Origin of the sequence: Parvimonas parva, assembly GCF_016552165.1 — a bacterium.
In the GTDB taxonomy this organism is placed as follows: domain Bacteria; phylum Bacillota; class Clostridia; order Tissierellales; family Peptoniphilaceae; genus Parvimonas; species Parvimonas parva.
In genome coordinates, this window is sequence record NZ_JACVDA010000002.1 from 1 (window position 1) to 22,915 (window position 22,915).

26 protein-coding genes and 1 tRNA gene are annotated in these 22,915 nt (G+C 27.7%); 20 read left to right on the forward strand and 7 right to left on the reverse strand.

Annotated features, from left to right (window positions below):
• Nucleotides 1-16 precede the first annotated feature (16 nt).
• From cls to IBJ83_RS00590, 3 genes are all read right to left on the reverse strand, one after another.
• Complete coding sequence (gene cls / locus IBJ83_RS00580; RefSeq protein WP_231698818.1) at nt 17-1,519, reverse strand: cardiolipin synthase; 1,503 nt, start codon at nt 1,517-1,519, stop codon at nt 17-19.
• Between the two features lie 61 nt (nt 1,520-1,580).
• Nucleotides 1,581-1,655: transfer RNA gene (locus IBJ83_RS00585), tRNA-Arg, on the reverse strand.
• A 14-nt stretch (nt 1,656-1,669) separates the two neighbouring features.
• Nucleotides 1,670-2,311: an epoxyqueuosine reductase QueH gene (locus IBJ83_RS00590; RefSeq protein WP_201274932.1), complete on the reverse strand. Its 642-nt coding sequence runs from the start codon at nt 2,309-2,311 to the stop codon at nt 1,670-1,672.
• Nucleotides 2,312-2,421: 110 nt separating this feature from the next.
• On the opposite strand from IBJ83_RS00590, the gene IBJ83_RS00595 reads away from it, so the two are divergent.
• From IBJ83_RS00595 to IBJ83_RS08355, 10 genes are all read left to right on the forward strand, one after another.
• On the forward strand, nt 2,422-2,664 hold the full coding sequence (locus IBJ83_RS00595) for a type II toxin-antitoxin system Phd/YefM family antitoxin (RefSeq protein WP_201274933.1): 243 nt from the start codon (nt 2,422-2,424) through the stop codon (nt 2,662-2,664).
• 2 nt (nt 2,665-2,666) lie between these two features.
• A complete protein-coding gene (locus IBJ83_RS00600) occupies nt 2,667-2,936 on the forward strand; it encodes a Txe/YoeB family addiction module toxin (RefSeq protein WP_201274934.1) in 270 nt (89 codons plus the stop codon).
• Between the two features lie 16 nt (nt 2,937-2,952).
• Entirely contained in the window at nt 2,953-3,696 is a 744-nt protein-coding gene (gene truA, locus IBJ83_RS00605) for a tRNA pseudouridine(38-40) synthase TruA (protein WP_201274935.1), read from the forward strand.
• Entirely contained in the window at nt 3,683-4,192 is a 510-nt protein-coding gene (locus tag IBJ83_RS00610) for a nucleoside-triphosphatase (protein WP_201274936.1), read from the forward strand. The genes truA and IBJ83_RS00610 overlap by 14 nt, the downstream gene beginning before the upstream one ends.
• Complete coding sequence (gene tadA / locus IBJ83_RS00615; RefSeq protein ID WP_201274937.1) at nt 4,185-4,652, forward strand: tRNA adenosine(34) deaminase TadA; 468 nt, start codon at nt 4,185-4,187, stop codon at nt 4,650-4,652. The genes IBJ83_RS00610 and tadA overlap by 8 nt, the downstream gene beginning before the upstream one ends.
• Nucleotides 4,649-5,068 (forward strand): hypothetical protein, encoded by a 420-nt coding sequence (locus IBJ83_RS00620; RefSeq protein WP_201274938.1) that lies wholly within the window; start codon nt 4,649-4,651, stop codon nt 5,066-5,068. The genes tadA and IBJ83_RS00620 overlap by 4 nt, the downstream gene beginning before the upstream one ends.
• A complete protein-coding gene (locus tag IBJ83_RS00625; RefSeq protein ID WP_201274939.1) occupies nt 5,061-5,777 on the forward strand; it encodes a DNA/RNA non-specific endonuclease in 717 nt (238 codons plus the stop codon). The genes IBJ83_RS00620 and IBJ83_RS00625 overlap by 8 nt, the downstream gene beginning before the upstream one ends.
• 16 nt (nt 5,778-5,793) lie before the next feature.
• Nucleotides 5,794-6,222, forward strand: coding sequence for a DUF5301 domain-containing protein (locus IBJ83_RS00630; RefSeq protein ID WP_201274940.1), 429 nt, complete (start codon nt 5,794-5,796; stop codon nt 6,220-6,222).
• A gap of 150 nt (nt 6,223-6,372) precedes the next feature.
• Nucleotides 6,373-7,098: an ABC transporter ATP-binding protein gene (locus IBJ83_RS00635; protein ID WP_201274941.1), complete on the forward strand. Its 726-nt coding sequence runs from the start codon at nt 6,373-6,375 to the stop codon at nt 7,096-7,098.
• A complete protein-coding gene (locus IBJ83_RS08355; protein WP_231698819.1) occupies nt 7,091-8,791 on the forward strand; it encodes a hypothetical protein in 1,701 nt (566 codons plus the stop codon). The genes IBJ83_RS00635 and IBJ83_RS08355 overlap by 8 nt, the downstream gene beginning before the upstream one ends.
• Before the next feature lie 52 nt (nt 8,792-8,843).
• On the opposite strand, the gene IBJ83_RS00650 is transcribed toward IBJ83_RS08355, so the two are convergent.
• The gene (locus tag IBJ83_RS00650; RefSeq protein WP_201274943.1) at nt 8,844-10,493 is read right to left on the reverse strand and encodes a putative manganese-dependent inorganic diphosphatase; all 1,650 of its coding nucleotides are present in this window, start codon (nt 10,491-10,493) and stop codon (nt 8,844-8,846) included.
• Nucleotides 10,494-10,611: 118 nt separating this feature from the next.
• Nucleotides 10,612-12,018 carry a nicotinate phosphoribosyltransferase gene (locus IBJ83_RS00655; protein ID WP_231698829.1) on the reverse strand — a complete coding sequence of 469 codons (1,407 nt, stop codon included), beginning with the start codon at nt 12,016-12,018 and terminating at the stop codon, nt 10,612-10,614.
• 469 nt (nt 12,019-12,487) lie between these two features.
• Here IBJ83_RS00655 and IBJ83_RS00660 point away from each other — a divergent pair, with 469 nt between their 5' ends.
• The 4 genes from IBJ83_RS00660 to IBJ83_RS00675 are packed head-to-tail and all read left to right on the forward strand — an operon-like array spanning nt 12,488 to nt 15,737.
• Nucleotides 12,488-13,603, forward strand: a complete 1,116-nt coding sequence (locus IBJ83_RS00660) for a metal ABC transporter substrate-binding protein (protein WP_201274945.1) — start codon at nt 12,488-12,490, stop codon at nt 13,601-13,603.
• Nucleotides 13,603-14,274 (forward strand): metal ABC transporter ATP-binding protein, encoded by a 672-nt coding sequence (locus tag IBJ83_RS00665; RefSeq protein WP_082713893.1) that lies wholly within the window; start codon nt 13,603-13,605, stop codon nt 14,272-14,274. Before IBJ83_RS00660 ends, IBJ83_RS00665 begins: the two co-directional genes overlap by 1 nt.
• Nucleotides 14,267-15,085 carry a metal ABC transporter permease gene (locus IBJ83_RS00670; RefSeq protein ID WP_201274946.1) on the forward strand — a complete coding sequence of 273 codons (819 nt, stop codon included), beginning with the start codon at nt 14,267-14,269 and terminating at the stop codon, nt 15,083-15,085. The genes IBJ83_RS00665 and IBJ83_RS00670 overlap by 8 nt, the downstream gene beginning before the upstream one ends.
• Complete coding sequence (locus IBJ83_RS00675) at nt 15,078-15,737, forward strand: TIGR03943 family putative permease subunit (RefSeq protein WP_201274947.1); 660 nt, start codon at nt 15,078-15,080, stop codon at nt 15,735-15,737. The genes IBJ83_RS00670 and IBJ83_RS00675 overlap by 8 nt, the downstream gene beginning before the upstream one ends.
• Before the next feature lie 461 nt (nt 15,738-16,198).
• On the opposite strand, the gene IBJ83_RS00680 is transcribed toward IBJ83_RS00675, so the two are convergent.
• Nucleotides 16,199-16,714, reverse strand: a complete 516-nt coding sequence (locus tag IBJ83_RS00680; RefSeq protein WP_201274948.1) for a hypothetical protein — start codon at nt 16,712-16,714, stop codon at nt 16,199-16,201.
• Between the two features lie 153 nt (nt 16,715-16,867).
• A complete protein-coding gene (locus IBJ83_RS00685; protein ID WP_201274949.1) occupies nt 16,868-17,050 on the reverse strand; it encodes a hypothetical protein in 183 nt (60 codons plus the stop codon).
• Between the two features lie 298 nt (nt 17,051-17,348).
• Here IBJ83_RS00685 and IBJ83_RS00690 point away from each other — a divergent pair, with 298 nt between their 5' ends.
• From IBJ83_RS00690 to IBJ83_RS00715, 6 genes are all read left to right on the forward strand, one after another.
• Nucleotides 17,349-17,849, forward strand: coding sequence for a dihydrofolate reductase (locus tag IBJ83_RS00690; protein ID WP_201274950.1), 501 nt, complete (start codon nt 17,349-17,351; stop codon nt 17,847-17,849).
• 4 nt (nt 17,850-17,853) lie between these two features.
• Nucleotides 17,854-18,648, forward strand: coding sequence for a class B sortase (gene srtB / locus IBJ83_RS00695; RefSeq protein ID WP_201274951.1), 795 nt, complete (start codon nt 17,854-17,856; stop codon nt 18,646-18,648).
• 118 nt (nt 18,649-18,766) lie between these two features.
• Entirely contained in the window at nt 18,767-19,744 is a 978-nt protein-coding gene (locus IBJ83_RS00700) for a glycosyltransferase family 2 protein (protein ID WP_201274952.1), read from the forward strand.
• Entirely contained in the window at nt 19,744-20,553 is an 810-nt protein-coding gene (locus tag IBJ83_RS00705; RefSeq protein WP_201274953.1) for a LicD family protein, read from the forward strand. Before IBJ83_RS00700 ends, IBJ83_RS00705 begins: the two co-directional genes overlap by 1 nt.
• Nucleotides 20,554-20,562: 9 nt before the next feature.
• Nucleotides 20,563-21,375 (forward strand): LicD family protein, encoded by an 813-nt coding sequence (locus tag IBJ83_RS00710; RefSeq protein WP_201274954.1) that lies wholly within the window; start codon nt 20,563-20,565, stop codon nt 21,373-21,375.
• A gap of 19 nt (nt 21,376-21,394) precedes the next feature.
• Nucleotides 21,395-22,903 (forward strand): oligosaccharide flippase family protein, encoded by a 1,509-nt coding sequence (locus IBJ83_RS00715; RefSeq protein ID WP_068473124.1) that lies wholly within the window; start codon nt 21,395-21,397, stop codon nt 22,901-22,903.
• Nucleotides 22,904-22,915 lie beyond the last annotated feature (12 nt).

Sequence of the window (22,915 nt, forward strand, 5' to 3'; positions counted from 1 at the left end):
TTTTTGTCAATTACTATTATACCTCTTTGAGATGTTTTTTTCTATTCTTACTGGCTAACTTAATTTTACAATATGGGGTTCTTTCAAAATCTCTTTTTACATCTTTTATTATTGGAGTTCCGAATGTCCAAACGGCACATTCAAAGTGTAGGTATAGACTTCTGTAATCTAAGTTTATGCTACCTATTACTACAAATTCATCATCGCAAACAAAGTTTTTTGCGTGAATAAATCCTTTTTCAAACTCATAAATTTTTACTCCATTGTCAATAAGTCTTTTGTAAAAAGAACGTGTTAGTAGATGTACATATTTTTTATCTGGAATATGTGGAGTTATTATTCTAACGTCAACTCCGGTTTTTGCTGCGCTTATTAGTGCGTTTTCCATTTCCCAAGTTATGATTAGATAAGGCGTTGTAATGTAAATATATCTATTTGCACGTCTAATCATATTTAAGTACATATTTTCACTTGTGGACTCTTCGATTGGGGTTTCTGAAAATGGAATTACAACTCCAAGTTCTTCTTTTATATTTGAATTTTTTTCAATATCTTTTTTATCATACAAATTATTTAAATCTGTATTTTCTCCTGTCGAGTAATCCCAGAGAGATATGAACATATTTATAAAAGAGGCAACGGCATGTCCTTCAAGCTTTAATACAGAATCTTTCCAGTAACCGTATTTTTCGATTACATTTATATATTCATCAGCTATATTTATTCCACCGGTATAAGCTATTTTTCCATCTATTATAGTCATTTTTCTATGTGTTCGGTTATTGTGTTTTGGCAAAATAATTCCATGTATTTGATTAAATTCTACAATTTTTATTCCGTAGCTTTTCATTTCTTCTATTTTTTTGTTGGATAGAGTAAAAATACTTCCAACATCATCTAAAATTATTTTTACATCTAATCCTTTTTCAGCTTTTTCTTTTAAAATTTTTAAAATAGAATCTAAGAAAAAACCTTCAGAAATTATAAAGTATTCCATAAAAACAAATTTTTTTGCACTCTTTAAGTCATTCAAATATTCTTCAAAACTTTTTTCCCCCGATGAAAAATATTTTGTCTTAGTATTAAAGAATACCGGACTACCGGTAGCCGTATTTACATATTTTGCTTGTCTATATACATTCATATCAGAGTCATTTAAGTTTTCTATATCATAATCTTTTGTTAAATCCATTGAGTCTTTGAACTTTATAGAAAAGTTAAAAAGTCTTTTTTTAACTGATTTCAAAAGACGTTTTTCCCCAAAAGTTAGATATATCATACCGCCTAAGAAAGGCAGAGCGATAGAAATTAATATCCAAGTTATCTTAAAAGCAGGATTTATATTATCATTTATGATTATAAATGTAAAAATCATACCAACAATTAAATTTAAACCATACAAATAAATAAAATATTTATTAAAATATAGTAAAAATATAATTAAAAGAGTTAGTTGTATTAAAAACATACAAGTTATAAAGAAAATCCTACTAAAAATAAAATTAAAAAATTTTTTCATTTTTTCTCCTAAATTATAATAAAGGTAAACAAAAAGTACATTTTAAAATGTACTTGATTTTTGGCGTTCCCGGGGGGAATCGAACCCTCAACGGTCCCTTAGGAGGGGACTGTTATATCCATTTAACTACGAGAACATACTAAAGAAAGCTTATGAGCTTTCTTTTAATTTTTTAAATTCTTCTCTTTCCATTTTTGAAAAGATGCAACCACAATAATCTTGTCGATACATTCCAAACATTAATGAAAGTTCTACACTTCTTTTATATCCATTTCTTTTTTTAAAATCAGATGGAAGGTGCTTTACTCCGATTTCTTCAGCAACTTTTTGTCCGATTTCGTTTAAAATTTGTGAATTTTTATGTGGACTTATAGTAAGTGTTGTCGTGAAGTAGTCAAAATTTTCTGATTTTGCTAAAATTCCTGCCTCTCTAAGTCTTAATTCATAACAATTATGGCAACGGATTGAGCCTTCTCTCATCTTTTCCATTCCCTTAACTGTTCTGTAAAATCTATCTACATCATATTTTCCAACGACCATATTTATTGGATATTTTCCTTTTATTTTTTCGATAAGTTTTCTTTGTTCTTCAACTCTGAAAAAATATTCTTCCTTTGGATAAATATTCGGATTGTAGTAAAAAATTGTAATTCTAAAATAGTTAGACAAATATTCAAGGCAATAGCTACTACAAGGTCCACAACAGGAATGTAGTAGAAGTGTTGGAGCATATTCTTTTTTTTCGTTTTCTTTTATTATATTGTCCAACAATAGTTGATAATTTTCTTTCATATCTGCCTCCTTATGAATTTATTTTATCATAACTGTTATGAAAAATCAAATATTTTTAATGTTGACAATAATATATATGTGCAGTATAATGTACATAAGGAGATGGTTTTATGATTAATACAACTATAACAAATTTTAGAAAAAATTTATTTTCTTATGTTGAAAGTGCTGTTGAGTATAATGATATTTTAAATATAAGTACAAAAAATGGAAATGCGATTTTAATAAATGAAGAAGAGTATAGAGGTTTGATTGAAACTTTATATTTAATTTCTAATCCTGAAAGTAAAGAAAAATTAGATTATGCGATAGATTTGAAAGCGGAAGATTGTGAAGAATTTTCTTGGGAATAGTTATGGAATATAGGATACTTATAAGTAAAAAGGTAAAGAAAGATGTTGAGTTAATAAAATCTTTGCCAAACTTAAAGAAAAATGTGGATAATCTTTTAAAATTGATTTCAAAAAATCCATTTCAAACCCCGCCGACTTATGAAAAATTTGTTGGAAACTACAAAGGAATGTATTCCAGAAGAATAAATAGACAACATAGACTGGTTTACAAAGTTGAAGAAGAAAGTAAAGCTGTAATTATTGTAAGTTTTTGGAATCATTACGAATTTTAAATGAATGGAGAGAACTATGAGAAATATTATGCTCACTTTAAGTTATGATGGTAGTTTGTTTTTTGGTTTTCAAAAGCAAGATGATGTTGTAACTGTTCAAGGAGAGATTGAAAAGGCTTTGAAAAAAATTACCGGAGAAGATATAAATATTATTTCTGCCGGAAGAACGGACAGGGGTGTTCATTCTTTAAGGCATATTATAAATTTTCATACTGAAAGTAGTGTTGGAGTTTTAAATTTTAAAACTGCTTTGAATCACTTTTTGCCTATGGGTGTTAGAGTTTTGGATTCTAAAGAGGTTTCAAAAGATTTTCATGCAAGATTTGATGCAAAGATGAAAACTTATAAATACATTTTAAATTTAGACGAAGTTATGGACCCGATTTATTATAATTACAAGGCGAATTTTCCTTATCCATTAGATATTGAAAAAATGCAAAGAGCAAAGGAAAATTTTATCGGAAGAAAGAGTTTTAAATCTTTTATGGGGCCTAGAACGGACAATACCAATCCTGTTAGGGAGATTAAGTCTTTTGAAATCTACAAAGAAAATAATGATGTAATTTTTTTGATTAAGGGTCAAAGTTTTATCAGAAATCAAGTTAGAATAATGGTTGGAACTCTTGTAGATATCGGAAGAGGTATGATTTGTGAAAATGAACTTAAAAATATTTTAAAAAGTGAGGACAGAACAAAGGCGGGAGTTACTTTAAGTCCTAATGGTCTTTACTTAATGGAGATTTTGTATGACGAATTTTAAAGATTTAGATTTTTTAGTTGAAAGTTTAAGAAAAGTAGATAATGGAAAAAATCATATTTTTATTACAGGAAATATAAAAGTTGGGAAAACTACACTTTTAAAAGCCTTTATAGAAAAATATTACAAGGATTCAAAAATTGATGGAATTATGACCGAACTTGTTATAACTGATTTATTTAGAATTGAGCTTTTTAGATATGGAACTGATGAAAGATTTGTAATCGGAGAAAGAAAAAACGAAATGGAATTTTTTGATGATGTTTTTTTGAAAAAAAGTTTTGAGTTTATGGAAGATTTTAAAGATAATGATATTTTAATTTTTGATGAAATTGGAAATAAGGAATTACACTTAAGAGAATATTCAAAAAAATTGCTTTCTCTTTTTGAAAAAAATCGTATTTTTGCAGTATTAAAAAAAGCGGGTAATCCAATTTTTGAAAATTTAAAAAACCTTAATAATTTTGTGATTTTTGATTTGGATAAGTTTTATGAATAGAGATAAATATTTTATGAGCCTTGCTTTAAAAGAGGCAAAGAAGGCTTATGATAATGGAGAAGTACCGGTCGGTTGTGTCATTGTAAAAGATGATAAAGTAATTGCAAGAGGGCGTAATAGGGTTTTAAGTAAAAAAAGTGGAGTTTATCACGCAGAGATTGTTGCGATTAACAAAGCTGGACAAAAACTAGGAGATTTCAGACTTGAAGATACGGAGCTTTTTGTAACTCTTGAGCCTTGTTGTATGTGTGCCGGTGCGATTGTAAATAGCCGGATAAAGAGAGTTGTCATCGGGGCAATGGATATTAAGCGTGGCTTTTGTGGCTCAATTGAAAATGTATTGGATAGACAGGAACTTAATCACAGGTCGATAGTTGAAACAGGAGTTTTGGAAAAGGAATGTTTGGATATTTTACAAGATTTTTTCAAAAATTTGAGGAGTGAAAAGAAAAGTAAATGAAATTAGTTGTTTGTTTGGATAAGAATAATGGAATTAGTTTTTTTGGTAAAAGACAAAGTCAAGATGAATTGCAAAGAAAAAATCTTTTTGAATTGATTGGAAATTCAAAACTTTTCTTAACAGAAAATAGTTTTGACTTATATCAAGACTTTGAATTTAACTTTGAAATTATTTCTGAAAAAACTGAAATTTTAGAAGATTCTGTTTTTTTGTATGAAGGAGAAGAATTAGAAAGATTTTTACCTTTTGTTGATGAGATAATTTGTTATTTTTGGAATAGAGATTATCCTTTTGATGAAACTTTTGAAGAATTTTTAAAGCCAAATTGGAAAGAAAAGGAAAGTTTTGAGTTTGAAGGAAAAAGCCACGAAAAGATAACTAGAAAGATATTTAAAAGGGAGAACAATAATGAGTAGAAAAGACAAAAATTTATTATTTAGAATAGCCATTTTTGTTGTTATAATATTAGGAACATTTGTCTATCGTAATTACATAAAAAAAGAAATTAAGGAAACCAAAGTAACTAATATAGTTGGGCTTGATATAAATAATTTACCTGAATATAAAGGAAAGCCGTATGTAGTTATAAATAACAACGAGCCGAATTTTGAAAAAAGTGAACTTGTTACAAAGTCTTTTGAAAAATATTCAGAGCTTGACAGCTTAAAAAGATGTGGAGTTGCTGATTCTATCATTGGCAAAGATTTGATGCCAACTTCAAAAAGAGAAAATATTTCTTCAGTTAAGCCTAGTGGTTGGAAATCTATAAAATACAATGGAATTGACGGTGGCAGTTTGTATAACCGTTGCCATTTGATTGGTTTTCAACTTGCAGGAGAAAATGCAAACAAAAGAAATCTTATAACCGGAACAAGATACTTGAATACGAAAGGAATGTTGCCTTTTGAAAATATGGTTGCAGACTATGTGAAAGAAAAAAATCATCATGTCAGATACAGAGTAACTCCAATTTTCGTGGGAAATGAACTCGTTGCAAGAGGTGTACAAATGGAGGCAATTTCTATTGAAGATAATGGAAAAGCAGTTAAATTTAATGTATATTGTTTTAATGTTCAACCAAATATAGAAATAGATTACAAAACAGGAAATCCAAGAAAGAAATAAGTTTTAGGAGATTTTTATGAAAAATTTTAAAAAATATTTAGTTCTTCTATTTTGTTTGACTTTACTTTCAGCTTGTAGAAGAGATAAGATTGTACTTCCAAAACCGCCTGATTTAGATTATATTAAAGTTGTAAGAGTTACGAACAAAATAGATGAAAAAGAAATTTTGAAAATCGAAAATCAAGAAGAAATAAAAAATTTTGTAGATGAAATTTCAGGAGCAACAAAAACTAAAGAACAATCCATTCAAGATGAGCCTATAAATGTGGATATGTATTTTAAAGTTGAATTTTATCACAAAGTTTCTAAAGATAATCCGTCAAAATTATATATTTATAAAACTAAAAAATATACAGAAAAAGAATATATTTACTTTGAACAACCTTACAGGGGAATATTTAAAAAGAATTCAAACGACTTAAAATTTATTAAAGGATTACAGTAAAACGAAAAAAATTTAAACAACTATTTGATTAATAGTTGCTTTTTTATTTGTAATTATGTAAAATATATTTGAACGATTTTTTTCTTGATTTAGTTTTAAACAATTAACGCAAATAAAAAATTGTTCATGTTGAAAAAGGAGGGATTTTAAATGATTGAATTCAAAAATGTATCAAAAGTTTTTTCTAAAGGTGTTAAGGCTGTTGATAATGTTAGTTTCAAGATTGACGAGGGAGAAATTTTTGGATTTCTAGGTCCAAATGGGGCAGGAAAGAGTACAAGTTTAAAAATGTTAGTTGGAATTTTAGAACAAACTGAAGGTAAAATTACAGTTAACGGAGTTGATACTCTTGAAAATTCTATAAAAGTTAAGGAAATGATTAGTTATGTTCCTGACAATCCGGATATTTATACAAAAATGACAGGGATAAAATATTTGAATTTTATTGCTGATATTTATGGTATAGATGAAAAGGCTAGAAAAGAAAAAATTGAAGAGTACAATAAAAAGCTAGAACTTGGAGATGCTATTTACAGTACGATAGAAAGTTATTCACATGGTATGCGTCAAAAATTGGTTTTAATTGGTGCGTTAATCACTTCTCCTAAGGTTTTAATTCTTGATGAGCCTATGGTTGGTCTTGATGTAAAAACTTCTTTCAACTTAAAAACTATTTTGAGAGAATTTGCTGATAGTGGAAATACTGTAATTTTTTCAACTCATGTTATGGAAGTTGCAGAAAAAATTTGTGATAAGTTAGTCATAATAAATAAAGGAAAAATTGCATTTTGTGGTAAATTATCTGAATTAAAGACTGAAGAAAATTCAAATGAAGATTTAGAAAAAATCTTCTTGGAGTTGACAGATAATGAATAAATCTAAATTATGGACTTTAATTAAATATTTTGTTTCCATAGATTTTTTTGCAATTTTATCTATAAAGCAAAATTTGAAACTTAAAGGTAAAAAGTCAGCTGGTTTTCAAGGAATAATGTCTGTATTATTTATATTTGGCTTATTTGTTTGGGGAGCTCCTCAACTTGGTAAATTTTTTGCCGGATATTTAAAGACAGATGTAGGTAGTGCATACTTAACAACTTTTTCTGTTGGAATATTTGTTGTAACTGTATTTTTGTCTTTGGCAACGGCATTTGTTTTTATTGAAAAGAATAATGAAACTGAAATATTATTGTCTTTACCAGTTTCGGGTAGCGATATATTTTTATCAAGAATATACTCTTTAGCAATTACATTTTTCATATCATTCTTTTTGATTTTTATAATTGCATTTGGTATAACAGGTTATACACTTGGTAAGAGTATTGAGTTTTATATCTTTACATTCTTAGGATTGTTTTTACTTAATCTACAAGCGATTCTTTTTACAGGTGTTATAATAATTATTTTTGGTAAATTGGTAAGGACAAGTAAAATATTCAATAGATTTTTGAAATTAATCTATGGAGTATTTGCACTTGGTTTATTTGGGGCTTATATGGTATTTACACAAACTGTATCAAATCCATCTTTGGGACTTACAGTTACAGAAATGCTTAAAAATTTTGAAGGTAAATTATCTAAAGTGTTCTTCTTTGTAATGTGGATAAAAAAAATAATTCTTTCAAATGATATAGTTACGTCAATTACAAACTTAGGAATTGGTTTAGTTATCTGTTTGGCACTTTCGTTTGTTTTGAAATTTTTTGCACAAAGAAACTATCTTGAAATTTTAAGAAGTGTAAATGTGGTTGCAAAAGAAAGTAAAGCAGTTATCGAAAAGAGAAAGAAACAAGGAGTTTCACAAGGAAGACAATATAAATTTATAGTATTATTCAAAAAAGAATTTTACGAAATAATAACAACACCAACATATTTTATGCAAATAGTTATAATAGATATAATGTTAGTTGTTGGAGCTTGTATTGGAGTATTTTATGGAATTTCAGAGAAAGACCAAATAAATATGGCTTTGAATCTATTTTTAGCTAATGTATCTATTGGATATATGGTTTCTGCTGCATTTGGAGTTGGTGCTATATTTGGACTTTTCTGTGGACTTTCTTCACTTACGACAAGCTCTGTTTCAAGAGAGGGAAAATCTTTTTGGATATTGGCAAGTGCACCGATAAATGTTAATACACATATACTTCCAAGAATATTTGCTTGTCAAGCATTACATTTTGTAACAGTTTTTGTTATTGTGGTGCTTTCTATGTTGATTTATGTTTTTAATCCTCTTTGCTATATAGCAGTTTTACTTGGAATGGCTTTAACATTATTCACAAGTGGAAGTTTGAATATGATTTTAGGATTGATAAATCCATATTTTGATTGGAAAACACCAAAAGAGGCGTTAAATGGTGGCGCTGGTGGAATAAATGTATTTGTTTCAATCTTAATAAATTATGGACTATATGCCTTAATAATATTTTTAACAGTTAAACTTTCCCAATGGAATTACGAATTACCTTATATAGTTCTAGCAAATGTTGTTATAATTTCAATATCAACAGTAATTTCTTATCTAATAGATGTGAAACTATTTAAAAGATTATTAAAAAGATTATAAAAAAATGTAAAAAAATAGCGACTTTCACAGTCGCTGTTTTTATGTCGTAATATTATTCTCCTTGTAATGTTATTGCAAATTGAGGAATTAATTGTTTTTTTCTTGAAACTACATTTTTTAATATGCAAGAGCTTTCTCCTGCCTCTACATTAAATGATTTTTCAACTAATTCCTTGCTATCTTTTCCGAAGTAGATTAATCTTGTATTTTTATCTAAAATATTTGTAATCATAAAGAATATCATATCTAAATTTTGTTCTTTTCTAAATTTTTGAAGATATTCACTTAATTTTTCAGAAATAACTTTTTCTTCATCATAGTTCATTGAATTTATTTGTCCAACTCCAAATGACACATCTTGAATCGTAAATTTCTTAAAGTCTTGTTTTGAAATTTCTTCAGCACTTTTTTGAGTAAGGTCGCTACCAGCTCTAAACATATTAAAAGCATATTCTTCAAGATTTATTTTAGAAATTTCTGCAAGTTTTTTAGCCGTTTGCTCATCAAGTGCTGTACAAGTTGGAGAACGGAAAAGAAGTGTATCGGAAATTATTGCCGAACACATTAAACCTGCTATTTCTCTTGGAATTTCTACATTGTTTTCTACAAACATTTGGTAGATTATAGTTGAAGTACAACCAACGGGTTGATTTCTGAAATAAGCTGGCGCCACTGTTTCTAAGGTTCCAATTCTATGGTGGTCAATAATTTCTAAAATTTCAGCCTCTTCGATATTTTTAACCGCTTGAGAAACCTCGTTATGGTCCACAATTATAACCTTTTTTCTTTTTGGGGAGATTAAATTTCTTCTTGAAATCATACCGATATATGTTCCGTCATCTTTTAAAATAGGGAAATCTCGGCGTCTGTTTTTAGTAATTATGTCTTTTATGTTGTTTGTAAAGTCGTCTAGTTTAAAAGTTATTAAATTCTTTTTTTGCTTAAAAAAACTAACAGGAATACTTTGATGAATCAAACGTGCAACAGTAAAAGTGTCAAAATTTGTTGTTATAATCAAACAATTTCTATCTTTTGCAAGATTTGTGATAGTTTTTGAAACTTTTGCACCCTCGCAGATGATTATACAAGATGCACCCATTTCAATGGCACAAAGTTGTGATTCATATCTATTTCCTGTTATTACAACATCATATTTTTCTATATATTCTTCCATAAGGTCAGGGTTTGCAGTTGCAATAAAAACTTTTCCTTTTTCTATAATTTGATTTACATCGCCGGTTATCAAAGTTCCGTTGATTGTTTCGATTACATTTTCATAAGGTGTTCTTGCAGTAGCAAGTGTATTTGATTCGTAAATATTCATATATGAAGTTGCAATGTCCTCAAGTGTAATTATTCCGTCCAATTTGTTATCTTTATCTGTAACAACAAGAGTTGCTTTGAACTTATCTTCCATAATATTCCATGCTTTTTTTAATGAAATATTTTCTGATATTCCATCTACAGAAGAAATCTCCAAGTCCTTGACTTGCGTTCCAACATCAGTGATTAGGTCCGGAACTTTACAATTAAAATGTTTTAATACAAAACTTGTTTCTTCATTGATTTCTCCGGCTCTCATTGGTATGTAGTTCGAATTTTCTATTTTATTCTTTAAATATGCATAAGAAATTGCAGAACAGATTGAGTCGGTATCCGGATTTCTATGACCGATTATAAAGACATTTTCTTTTTTATCCAAAGTAGCTCCTCCTAAATTTATACTAATTAGTGTTTAGTATTATAATATACAGTATGGTAACAAAATTTGATAAAATTGTCAATAATTTTTTATGCTAAAAAAATAGAACCAAAAGGTTCTAATTTTTCTTTGACATTTCAATTGTTTGTTTTAATAAATCATTTTTTAATTCCCACAAATCTTTAGAAAGGTCAACTTTGTAGATATGTGGATTGTCAAATCTTTTAAATTCTTCCCAAAGGCTTTCAACTTCACTTTCACAATATTTTTTAACTTCTTCAATATCGGGTAAATCGTAAATTAATTTTCCTTTATTAAAAATTTGTTTTAACATAGGTCTTAAAATATAATCTTCGTAAGTTGTAGTTTTCCAAGTATAGATTGGGTGGAAAATTGAAATAGGTTTTGTTTCATCAATTTTTTCGTCAAACAATGTAATTAAATCAGCCTCAGCTTTATTTGTTTTTCTATCGTAAATTCTGTATAGATTTTTAAAGCCCGGTGTTGTAATCTTATCAACATTTTCTGAAACTTTTATCTTAGGAATAATTTTTCCGTCTTCTTCAACTGCAACTAATTTATAAACGCCACCAAAAACCGGGTGAGTCTTTGAAGTTATAAGTCTTTCTCCGATACCGAATGAATCAATCTTTGCGTCTTGATGTAACAAATCTCTAATTGTATATTCATCAAGAGAATTTGAAACGACTATTTGTGCATCTTCATAGCCTGCATCATCTAACATTTTTCTTGCTTGTTTTGAAAGATAAGCCAAGTCGCCACTATCAAGTCTAATTCCTTTCGGTCTGATTCCCATTGGTTTTAAAACTTCATCAAAAGTTTTTATTGCATTTGGAATACCTGATTTTAAAGTGTTATATGTATCAACAAGTATAACACAGTTGTTAGGAAAAGACTTTGCAAATGCTTTAAAAGCATCAAGTTCGGTATCAAACATTTGTACCCAAGCGTGGGCCATAGTACCAAGAACAGGAATGTCAAATAATTTTCCCGTTAAAACATTTGAAGTTCCACAAAGACCTGCAATGTATGAAGCTTTTGCTCCATAAACTGCAGCGTCAATTCCATGAGCACGTCTTGCTCCGAATTCCATAACAGCTCGTCCTTTTGCGGCTCTCTTTATTCTATTTGATTTTGTTGCGATTAGACTTTCGTGATTGATGATTAATAAAGCAATAGTTTCGATTAATTGAGCTTGAACGGCAGGGCCTCTAACAGTCATTATCGGTTCTTTAGGGAAGATTACGCTACCTTCAGGAACAGACCAAATATCACATTCAAACTTAAAATTCTTCAAAAAATTCAAAAACTTATCATCAAAAGTATTTAAAGATTTAAAATATTCAATATCTTCATCATTAAATTTCATTGAATTAAGAATTTCAACCAAATGCTCTAAGCCTGAAAAAATTGCATAACTTGCATTATCAGGATTACTTCTGTAAAAAATATCAAAATATGTAATTTTGTTGTCCAATTTTTCGTTGAAATACCCTTGAGCCATAGTATATTCATAAAAATCTGATAAAATAGAAATATTATACTCATTAAAATTTCTCTTCACAATACACCTCCATAAATGTATTAAATACTTATTAATAAGTATATCACAAAAATTTTATATTTTAAAGGTTAAAAATACATCTTTTATTTTATTTAAAACTACCATAATTAAATTGTAACAATATAAATCGAATTATAAATTTATATAAGATAAGGTTATTATTTGTAAAAAACTTTTAAAATTTAAAAATTGTATTAATATTGTTACCATATTAGCTATTGTTTGTGCAATAAGATAATATTTTAATAGAAAAGGTCGATTTTTAGTCGATCTTTTTATTTATAAATTTGTAAATAAAAATTATTCTTATTTGTATAGATTATTTTTTGTTTTTGTGTTACAATATAGAGGCGTTAGAAACATTTTAAATTTTCTAATTTCAAAATTTTTTCAAATAGGGGGTAATAATATGAAAAATATTTTAAAAAAATTTTTTGGTTTAGCTTTAGCCGGGGTAGTATTTTTAACCGGTTGTAGTGCAAAAACTGAAAATAAAAAAGGAGAAGATAATTCTAAAAATAAATTAAAAGTTGTAACGACAATTTTTCCAGAATATGATATAACAAGAGCTATTGCAGGGGATAAAATTGATTTACAATTAATGATAAAGCCGGGAGTTGATGTTCATTCATTCAGTCCAACTCCACAAGATATAAAAACTGTTGAAAATGCAGATGTTTTTATCTATGGTGGTACTTCTCATGATAAATGGGTTGAAACTTTGACAAAGAGTGTTGATATGAAAGATAAAAAAGTTGTAAAACTTACAGATGGTATTCAACAACTTGAAGAAGAAACTGTCGAAGGAATGAAACATGAACATCATCACGAAGGAGAAGAACATTCTCATAAGCATAAAGAACATGAAACTTGTACAGAATGTGAAGATGAAGAAAAGCATGACCATGATCACGAACATGACCATGACCATGATCACGAACATGACCATAAAGACGGTGAACATCATCACCATCATCATGGTAATGGAGAAGAAGTTGAGTTGGACCCACATTTTTGGACTTCTCCAACAAATGCCATTGCAATGGTAAAATCTATTACAAATAGTCTTATAGAAAAAGATTCTGCAAATGCAAGTTTTTACAAAGAAAATGCAGAAAAATATATTAAACAATTAGAAGAAGTTAATAAGGAATTGAAAGATGTTGTTGCTAATGCAAAAATCAAAAAAGTTGTTATTGCCGACAGATTTCCATTCAGATATTTGTTCAACGATTTAGGTTTAGAATATCGTGCATTATTCTCAGGTTGTAGTGTTGAATCAACTGCAAGTGCCGGACAAATAAAGAAAATGGTTGATTATGTAAAGGAAAATAAAATTCCGGTTGTTTACCATATAGAAATGGGTAAAGGAGAAATGGCTCAAACTGTTGCAAAGGACTCAGGTGCTAAAGTTAAACTTTTACACTCAATTCATACTGTAACAAAAGATGAATTTGATAAGGGTGTAACTTATATTGACCTTATGAAACAAAATGTTGAGGCACTAAAAGAAGGACTTAATTAATGAAAGAAAAAATTTTAACTTGTGAGAATTTAGAAATTTCTTACAAGAATAATAAGATAATTGAAAATCTTAGTTTTTCCGTTGATGAGGGAGATTTCTTCCTCATCTTAGGAAAAAATGGAGTTGGGAAATCTACTTTGTTGAAAGGAATTTTAGGTTTAAAAAATATTTCTTCAGGAAATATCGTGAAAAATTTTAAAGTTTGTGGATATATGTCCCAAGAAGTTTTATTAAAAAAAGAATTCCCATCAACAATATGGGAATTTGTTTTATCTTCAAGAGCTGTCTATTCGAAATTTTTTTACAGTTCAAAAGATAAGGATATAGTTAAGGAAAACTTAAAAAAATTAAATCTTTGGGAAATTAAAGATAAGAGCATAAGTGCATTGTCTATTGGACAAAGACAAAGAGTTTTGCTTTGCAGATGCCTTTGTGTTTCTGAAAAAATTATTTTTTTGGACGAACCTACAAATTCTTTAGATATAAATGTTAGAAAAATGTTATATGAAGTTTTAGAAAAATTGAATAAAGAGGGACTTACTGTCGTTATGATAAGTCATGACGAAGAGGCTTTTAAATATTCTAACAAGGCTTTGATTTTAGGAAAAGAAAATAAAGTCATAGACAATGTTTTGGAAAGTTTTGAAAAGGGGGAAATAAAATTTGATTAGTTTAATTTCAGAAATGTTAAGTTATCCCTTTATGGTAAAAGCTATTTTCGTCGGACTTTTGATTTCCATAAGTTCTGCACTTCTTGGAATAACTTTAGTTTTAAAAAGATATTCAATGATAGGTGTTGGGCTTTCAAACGTTTCATTTGCAGCACTTTCAATAGCACTTTCATTTGACATTTCTCCGATAGAATTTTCTATGCCAATAGTTATAATAGCCGGAGTTATCCTTTTGAAATACGGCGAAAAATATAAGATAAGTAGCGATACTGCTATTGCTCTTTTGAGTTGTGTTTCCGTTTCAATCGGGGTAACTTTTACTGCAATAACTAAGGGACTTAATGTTGACGTTTGTAATTACTTATTCGGTAGCATACTTATTATGAAAAAAAGTGATATGTATATCAGTTTCGTGCTTGGAATAGTAGTTTTAATTTCTTATATTTTATTGTATAATAAAATATATACCATTACTATTGATGAGGACTTTGCAAAGGCTAGCGGAGTAAATGTAAATTTATACAACACTTTAGTTACAATTTTGATTTCTGTAACCATAGTTATAGGAATGAAATTTATGGGAAGTATGTTAATCTCTTGCTTGATTATATTCCCTGCGATGACATCAATGAGGCTTTTCAAAAGCTATAAAGTCGTTGTCATCTCTTCGGTTATAATTTCAGCAATAGCACTATTCATAGGAATAACTTTATCGTATATATACTCAACACCGACAGGTGCAAGTGTAGTGCTGGTTAATTTAGTTTTATTTATCTTAGCCAGTATAGTAGGGAGGTTTATTCATGAATAAAAAAATATTTAGCTTAGCTTTATCTTGCTTATTACTTTGTTCTTGTTCAAAAGAGAATAGTAACAATAATTCTAAATTTGTGAAAAACAAAGAAAATAAAAATGATATACAAAGTGCTGTAAAAAAAGACCCTGAAAATGCAGGAACAGATAAAAATCAAAATCCTGATGATTATAAAATTGAAAGACATCAAAATAAAGACAATTCAAAAGATGAATATGTAAAACCGGAAAAAAAAGATGAACTTACAAAAGAACAACTGAACGAAAAAAGAGATGCTGAATCTAAAGACGGAATAATAAATATTTCTGACGGAATTTTTTTAGCTCTTGTAAATGATATTTATATAAATAAAGATGAATATGTTGGTAAAAAAGTTAGAATATCCGGACAAAATAGTAGATTTGAAGATAAAGATACAGGAGAAGTGATTTATGCAATTTTGCGTGAAGGACCCGGTTGTTGTTACAATGACAGCGTAATTGGTTTTGAGTATATTACAGATGGAAAATATCCTGAGCCACAAAAATGGTATGAAATGGTTGGAGAGGTAATAATCGATAATTATAAAAGCGGAAAAGTTGTAAAACTTAAACTAATAGACATAAAAGAAATAGAACCAAAGGGAAAAATAATTCATTTTCAAAATTAATTATATTTTATATTAAATTGAAAGGTAGTACATAGACCTAAAATGAGGTCGTTACTACCTTTTTTCATTCTCAATATCTTCTTTGTTTTAGAGATGCTTAATTTTTTCATCTGCCATTAAATTTTTTTCTTCTATGTTTTTCATTTTCTCGTTTTCTTTCTTTTTATTTTTGAGTAAAGAAAAAACAGCAAACTGAATTTGATTTACTGTTTCATATATCTATTTTTTATTTGAAGCTATTTTCTATTAAAAATTGCACTTGTCCTAATGGAATATTAAATAGGATACCGTAAATAGACATTCCAAGTAGCAATACTGCAACAACTATGCCTATTTTATAAAGACATCTGTTACTAACTTTAGATTTTTTTACTTTTATATTGATATAGCTATATATGAGAAACACTGAAAATATAAAAGTCAAAATATAATTTGGTAACATACTCATTATACTTTACCTTTTAGTTGCAAAATTTACTCCAAAACTCAACCCAGTCACTGTGTTCTTCTCTTTGGTCAATGTAAGTGAATGTTTCTTCGTCATACCAATCGTGATTTACTATATCGTCAATAGTCTTAGGAACAAAAAAGTTGAAAAATTCTTTCTTGAATGAGTTTCCGTATTGTAGATAATAGGAACCTACCATCTTGGTGAAATTAGTTTTCTTTACATCTTGTGGTCTATAAAGAAGTTCTTCACCAACCTGAGTTAAATCAGGGCTTACCTCAAGAAAAACTAAACTTAAATCGCTTTTTTTATAGCCAAGTATAAAACTTCTGTACTTATAGGAAACAGTACGAAGTACCGCAAAATTAGCTCCACCTATATCTTCTGAATAAGCATAGATTATTTTATATTCTGAGCCATTATCTACTTTACTATCAAAGATTTCTCTCATCAACGACTTGTTTCCATCACTTCTTGCTTTATCTAGTTCAACTTCTTTTTTTCCTCCAAACAGTCCGAATAAACCCATTTTTCTATTCCTCCAATTACTTTGTTTTTAAGTATAACTATACTTTACTTTATTATACTACTTTTTAGTTGTTTTTTCTATCACTTTTTATCTGGCGTCAATTATTTTTTCGTTTTTTCATATTGTAGGAGTAGTCAACCTATTTATTGTTTATTAATTCTTTTTAGAATGTATTACCTTAAACAGCTTATCTTGAAATGTTTCTTTACTTTTTTTATCAAAATATATCTCTGTTACAAAGGGCTTTCCGTTTATCTTCTTTGTTAAAATATCATCAGGCCTTTTATGTTCTTCTGTCTGTATTTCTTTAATATCTGTTTTCTCATTTTCTGCCATTTAGTTCCTCCTTTTGACTTGTACAAAAAAGATTTCCTGTAATTAGGAAACCTCCTTCGCTTGGGTGATATTTAGTTTTAGGTTGTTATTGTAGTTTCTTCTTTGCTCTAAATTCATCTAAAATTTATTTAGATAAGTTTTTTTAAGGTAATTTAAGGCGAAATATGATATAATAAGAATTACAATAGATTAATCTAAAATAAAAATTTTATTTCACCATAATTTACTTTAATTTTGTTATCATAATGGAATTATGGTATACTATTGTAAAAAGAAAAAAATAAAAAAGGAAGAATATATGGTATTAGAAAATTTATATTTAATAGTTGCAATAACTGAAAAGAGTAACGCAATAGGGAAAGATAATAATTTATTATACTTCTTAAAGGAAGATATGAATTTCTTTAAGGAAAAAACTTGTGGAAATTCAATAATTTGTGGAAGAAAAACTTTTGAAGGCTTTAAAATAAAGCCTCTTCCAAAAAGAAAAAATATTGTGTTGACAAAGAGTGATTTTTCTTTTGATGGGGTATCAGTATTTAAAAGTATAGAAATTTTAATTGATTTTGTTAAAAACAATCCGAATGAAAAGTTTTTTGTTTGTGGAGGAATGAGTATTTATAAGCAATTAATTGATTTTTGTTCGAAGATGTATATTACAAAATATGAAGAAAAAGAAATAGTAGATGCAGACAGTCATTTTCCTAAAATTGATGAAGAGATTTGGAAAGTTACTGAAAAAATTAATGGGGAAAGTGAAAATCCAAAATTAGCTTTCTATACTTATGAAAGGATATAAGATTATGAAAGATAAAGGTGTAATTGTAAAGAAAAAGAAAAAACAAAGTAAGGGGCAAAAATGGTTTTGGAACATATTATTTGTAATATGTTTGGGACTTTTTATTTATTCAGCAGGAAATGTAATTAAAGACTATTATGGATCATATAAAGCAGGACAAAACTTATCCAGTTTAAAAAAATCTGTTTTTAAAGAAGATTTAGCTAATGCTAATGAAAAAAATACAACTGTTAAAAAAGTTGTAAATTTAGAAGAACTTAAAAAGTTAAACTCCGATTCAATCGGTTGGTTGGAAGTTCCAGATACTAATATTGATGAGCCTTTGGTTCAAGGTAAGGACAATGATTACTATCTTTGGAGAGATTTTGATAAAAAAACTTATCCTGTAACAGGTACTTTGTTCTTGGATATGTATAATAAACCTGATTTTTCAGATAGAATTAGTTATATTTTTGGACATAATGTTTGGGATAAAACTAAATTTTATGCATTGCAAAAATTTGAAGACAAATCATTTTTAGAAAGTCATAAAACATTTTATCTTTATACGGAAAAAGGAAAAATGGAATATGAAGTCTTAGGAGTTGATTTAGTCGATCCAAATACGCCTTTGTATGAGCTAACATCAAAGAGAAATGAAGATGTAAATGCAATGAAAAAAGAATTAACTAAACATATTCCAAAAGAAGAAGTTGATAAAATTGATGAAAATACAAAACTTTTAATGCTTGTAACTTGTAAGACACCAAATGATAATTCAGCAAGAAGAATTTTATTTGCAAAGTTAAAAGAGAAGTAAATTTTTAAGGAGATTTTACATCTCCTTTATTTTTTTTGTGAAAAATTGTAAATTTTAAGGATTTATAGTATAATTTGTATTGACATTATAATTTTTGGTTTTAATATAGAGGAGAATTATGGACAAGATAAGTGTTATTGTACCTGTATATAATGTAGAAAAATATGTGAAAAAATGTTTGGAGTCAATTTCGAATCAAACATATAAAAATATAGAGATTATTATAGTTAATGATGGAGCTACAGATAATAGCGAAAATATTTGTAAAGAATTTGTAGAAAAAGAAAATAGAGCAAAACTTTACACTAAAGAAAATGGCGGATTATCCAGTGCAAGAAATCATGGAATGCAATTTGCTACAGGAAAATATGTATTATTTATAGATTCCGACGATTATATTGCAGAGGGAATGGTTGAAGAACTTTATAAAAATATAAAAGCTGAAGATGCTGATGTATCCGTTTGTGGGGTTTATAATGTTTATTCCGACAATCAATCTCCACAGTGTAAGGAAGAAATCTATTTTTGTTGTGAAAAGGACAGATTCTTAAAGGAATATTTTATCGGAGAAAAAATTCCCGGCACCATTTGTAATAAACTTATCACTTATGAAATTGCAAGTAAGATTTCATTTCCTGTAGGTAAGATATATGAAGATGCTTTTTATCAATTTGAGCTTGTAAAATATGCTAAGAAATATGTTATAACTACAAAGCCTTATTATTATTATTTTCACAGAGAAAATAGTATTACAACAAAGCCGTATACTATAAAAAATATGAATTGCATAGAAATTTATTCTAATTTTTATGACTATATAAATAAAGAAGTTCCTTCTCTTTTGGAATATGCTTTCTTTAGACTTTCCTATGCCCATTTTATGGTTTTTGATAAAATGTTAATGAGTAAGGATTATAAAGAAATTAAAGAATATAGAGAAGTTTTAGGATTTTTCAAGAAAAACTTTTGGAGAATTTTTAAAAATAAAAATTTCAGAAAAGGTAGAAGAATAGCTGTATTAATGTTAAAATTAAATGTTAAATTATACAGATTTTTACTTTTAAAAGACTTGAAGAAAAAAGGAGTAAATGCTTAATGGAAACAAAATATCTTTCTATGGATGAAATAAAATCCATAGAGCTTGAAATTTTGAAATATGTTCATGATTTTTGTGTTAAAAATGATATAAAATATTTTATAAATTACGGAACGTTGATTGGAGCAGTAAGACATAAAGGATTTATTCCTTGGGATGACGATATAGATATTTGTATGTTTAGAAAAGACTATGAAAAGTTTATAGATTTATTTTCAAAAGATGATGGAATTTATAAAATTTTATCTTTGGAACTAAATGACAAATATTATAATAACTTTATTAAAGTTGTAAATTCAAAGACTAGAATTGAAGATGGAAGAAATTATAAGACTTATGATTCAGGAATTTTTATTGATATTTTTCCTATGGATTTCTTCGATGATTTAAGTATAATTGAAAAGATATATAAGTTAGAAAGTTTTAAACTTCTATCTTTTTCGAAAAAAGAAAATATTCAATATGGTGATAGTAAATTAAAGGATTTTATTAGGAGATTTTTCTGGACAGTTTTAAAACCAGTTTCACCTAGATATTTTGCTAAGAAAATCAAGAAAATTGTTGAAGCAAATGCTAAAGATAGAGGGAAATATTTAGGGCTTATAGGTTGCTCAAAGTGGAAATATGTTGATATGTTTGACTATAATCCTTTTGAAGAATTAATAGAGCTTGATTTTGAAGATTGTCATTTTTTTGCACCGAAGAAATATGATGAAATTTTGAGAAAATATTATGGAGATTATATGGAATTTCCACCTGTTGAAAAGAGAGTATATCCTCATGAAATTAAAGCTTATTATATAGATTAGGAGATTAAGATGAAAGAGAGACTTACAGTTGATGAGCTAAAAAATTATGAATTAAATATTTTAAAGTTCATCGACTATGTTTGTAAAAAGTATAATATAAAATATTTTGTAAGTTATGGAACATTACTTGGAGCGGTAAGACATAAGGGCTTTATTCCTTGGGATGATGACATAGATGTTGCAATGTATAGAGAAGATTATGAAAAATTTCAAAGAGCTGTAATTGAAGAAAATAATGAAAGATATACAATTTTATCCAAGGACAACAGTGATTGGTATTTTCAAAACTTTTTTGTGGTTATAGATAAGCACACTCTGTTGGAAGATAGTGTAAAGAGAAATAGAAAAGACAGCAATGTTTTTGTTGATGTATTTCCGATTGATAAATTTAATGACTTAAATTTTGTTAAAAAAGCACATTTGATGGTAACTTTGAAACATATTTGCTTCATAAAGAAAAAATATATAATTCATAAAGATAGCAGAATAAAAGATTTTTGTAGAGTTGTCTTCTGGTATTTGTTGGCATTTGTAAATCCGAGATATTTTACAAAGAAAATTGAAAAATTAGTTGAAAAATATGTTGATAAAAATGGAATTTATGAGGGTGCTATTGGGCTTGATAAAACCGGAATGAAGGAGGTTTTTGAAACAGGAACTTATGAAGAATTAATAGAATTGCCTTTTGAAGATATGATGGTACCTGCTCCTAAAAATTATGATAAGATTTTAACTCAATTTTATGGAGATTATATGCAAAAACCTTCAGATGCGGAAATTGAATATAAATCACATCTATTAGATGCTTTTAGAATAAAATAAGGGAGAAATAATTTTAGATATGGCAAAAAATATAAAAGTTAATGCTTTAGCTAGTATTTTGGTTAGAGTTTTTAATATTCTGTTTCCTCTGATTACGGGGCCATACCTTGCCAGAATTTTGAGTAAGGAAGCCTATGGGGAATTTAATGTTGCGAATTCTATATTGAATTTGTTTATTCCATTTGCTGCATTTGGAATATACAGTTATGGAATACGTTCAATAAGCAGGGTTAAAAATAATATTAAAGAAATAAGCAAGAATTTTACTGTTCTTTTTTCTATAAATGTAATAAGTTCTTTAAGTATTGGAATTTTGTATATTGGATATATGTTTTTAAATGTAGATTCCAATATGTACATGTTGTATATTGCACTTAGTATTCAAATTTTTACTCAATTTGTATCGATAGAGTGGATGAATGAGGCATTTGAAAACTATGGATTTATTCTCTTTAAGACATTATTTATCCGTGTGCTTATGCTTGTTTCGATTTTTGCATTTGTAAAAAAAGCAGATGATATAGTAAACTATGCTTTCATTTTATCAATTACAAATCTTATAAACTATTTAATTAGTTTTTATTATATAAAAAGAAAAGTAAAATTTGTAAAAATTGAATTAAAAGATATTCTTATCCATATAAAGCCTTTAATCGGAATGTTACTTTTAGCCAACTCATATATGTTATATACTGCGTTGGATAGAGCTGTGCTTTCATTATTGGATGCAAAGATTTCAGTTTCCTACTATACCTTTGCATTATCGATAGCTCAACTAATAACGAGTGTAGTTTATTCTATAATAGTGGTAAGTATTCCAAGACTTTCATACTATTATGGGAATGGCGACGAAAAAAATTATACGGAATTGTTAAATCAAGTTGCCAAGACATTTTTATTCTTGGTAATTCCTATGGGGATAGGATTAAGTTGCGTTTCTGACGAAGTAATGCTGATATATGCAGGAGAAAAATATTTGGAAGCAGGTTTTATTTTAAAACTGTTTTCACTCAGAATTGTTATGTGGGCATTGGATCAACTTCTTGCAAATCAAGTTTTATTTGTAAGAGGATATGAAAAAAACATAACGGCATTTTACTTTATAGGGGGATTTCTAAACTTAATTTTAAATATAGTTTTATTGAAATTAAAAGTTGTCCAAGCTGAATATTTTGTTTATACAACTTTATTTTCAGAAATTGTAGTATTGATTATTCAAGTTTACTTTATAACTAAGAGAAATATTATTTCTATAAACGGGATATTAAAATCTTATGTGAAATATGTACTGTGTTCCATTCCTTTTTTTGCAATAACTTATGGAATAAATCATACTCTAAAATATTCATTGGCATTGAATTTACAATTATTTACCAGATTACTTGCAATAATTGTATCTTGTGTACTATATTATTTCATAATTATGTTAATTACAAAGGACAAAATTTTATTTGTTACAATTGATGGAATAAAAAGTAAGTTTAGAGTTATAAAATATAAATTAAAAGCAAAAAAATATAAAGGATAATAAATTAAAAAA

What these genes read in the sequence shown, in the direction of transcription:
- cls (WP_231698818.1), bottom strand. Translation starts at nt 1,519, where the DNA reads ATGAAAAAATTTTTTAATTTTATTTTTAGTAGGATTTTCTTTATAACT.
- IBJ83_RS00590 (WP_201274932.1), bottom strand. Translation starts at nt 2,311, where the DNA reads ATGAAAGAAAATTATCAACTATTGTTGGACAATATAATAAAAGAAAAC.
- IBJ83_RS00595 (WP_201274933.1), top strand. Translation starts at nt 2,422, where the DNA reads ATGATTAATACAACTATAACAAATTTTAGAAAAAATTTATTTTCTTAT.
- IBJ83_RS00600 (WP_201274934.1), top strand. Translation starts at nt 2,667, where the DNA reads ATGGAATATAGGATACTTATAAGTAAAAAGGTAAAGAAAGATGTTGAG.
- truA (WP_201274935.1), top strand. Translation starts at nt 2,953, where the DNA reads ATGAGAAATATTATGCTCACTTTAAGTTATGATGGTAGTTTGTTTTTT.
- IBJ83_RS00610 (WP_201274936.1), top strand. Translation starts at nt 3,683, where the DNA reads ATGACGAATTTTAAAGATTTAGATTTTTTAGTTGAAAGTTTAAGAAAA.
- tadA (WP_201274937.1), top strand. Translation starts at nt 4,185, where the DNA reads ATGAATAGAGATAAATATTTTATGAGCCTTGCTTTAAAAGAGGCAAAG.
- IBJ83_RS00620 (WP_201274938.1), top strand. Translation starts at nt 4,649, where the DNA reads ATGAAATTAGTTGTTTGTTTGGATAAGAATAATGGAATTAGTTTTTTT.
- IBJ83_RS00625 (WP_201274939.1), top strand. Translation starts at nt 5,061, where the DNA reads ATGAGTAGAAAAGACAAAAATTTATTATTTAGAATAGCCATTTTTGTT.
- IBJ83_RS00630 (WP_201274940.1), top strand. Translation starts at nt 5,794, where the DNA reads ATGAAAAATTTTAAAAAATATTTAGTTCTTCTATTTTGTTTGACTTTA.
- IBJ83_RS00635 (WP_201274941.1), top strand. Translation starts at nt 6,373, where the DNA reads ATGATTGAATTCAAAAATGTATCAAAAGTTTTTTCTAAAGGTGTTAAG.
- IBJ83_RS08355 (WP_231698819.1), top strand. Translation starts at nt 7,091, where the DNA reads ATGAATAAATCTAAATTATGGACTTTAATTAAATATTTTGTTTCCATA.
- IBJ83_RS00655 (WP_231698829.1), bottom strand. Translation starts at nt 12,018, where the DNA reads ATGGCTCAAGGGTATTTCAACGAAAAATTGGACAACAAAATTACATAT.
- IBJ83_RS00660 (WP_201274945.1), top strand. Translation starts at nt 12,488, where the DNA reads ATGAAAAATATTTTAAAAAAATTTTTTGGTTTAGCTTTAGCCGGGGTA.
- IBJ83_RS00665 (WP_082713893.1), top strand. Translation starts at nt 13,603, where the DNA reads ATGAAAGAAAAAATTTTAACTTGTGAGAATTTAGAAATTTCTTACAAG.
- IBJ83_RS00675 (WP_201274947.1), top strand. Translation starts at nt 15,078, where the DNA reads ATGAATAAAAAAATATTTAGCTTAGCTTTATCTTGCTTATTACTTTGT.
- IBJ83_RS00680 (WP_201274948.1), bottom strand. Translation starts at nt 16,714, where the DNA reads ATGGGTTTATTCGGACTGTTTGGAGGAAAAAAAGAAGTTGAACTAGAT.
- IBJ83_RS00685 (WP_201274949.1), bottom strand. Translation starts at nt 17,050, where the DNA reads ATGGCAGAAAATGAGAAAACAGATATTAAAGAAATACAGACAGAAGAA.
- IBJ83_RS00690 (WP_201274950.1), top strand. Translation starts at nt 17,349, where the DNA reads ATGGTATTAGAAAATTTATATTTAATAGTTGCAATAACTGAAAAGAGT.
- srtB (WP_201274951.1), top strand. Translation starts at nt 17,854, where the DNA reads ATGAAAGATAAAGGTGTAATTGTAAAGAAAAAGAAAAAACAAAGTAAG.
- IBJ83_RS00700 (WP_201274952.1), top strand. Translation starts at nt 18,767, where the DNA reads ATGGACAAGATAAGTGTTATTGTACCTGTATATAATGTAGAAAAATAT.
- IBJ83_RS00705 (WP_201274953.1), top strand. Translation starts at nt 19,744, where the DNA reads ATGGAAACAAAATATCTTTCTATGGATGAAATAAAATCCATAGAGCTT.
- IBJ83_RS00710 (WP_201274954.1), top strand. Translation starts at nt 20,563, where the DNA reads ATGAAAGAGAGACTTACAGTTGATGAGCTAAAAAATTATGAATTAAAT.
- IBJ83_RS00715 (WP_068473124.1), top strand. Translation starts at nt 21,395, where the DNA reads ATGGCAAAAAATATAAAAGTTAATGCTTTAGCTAGTATTTTGGTTAGA.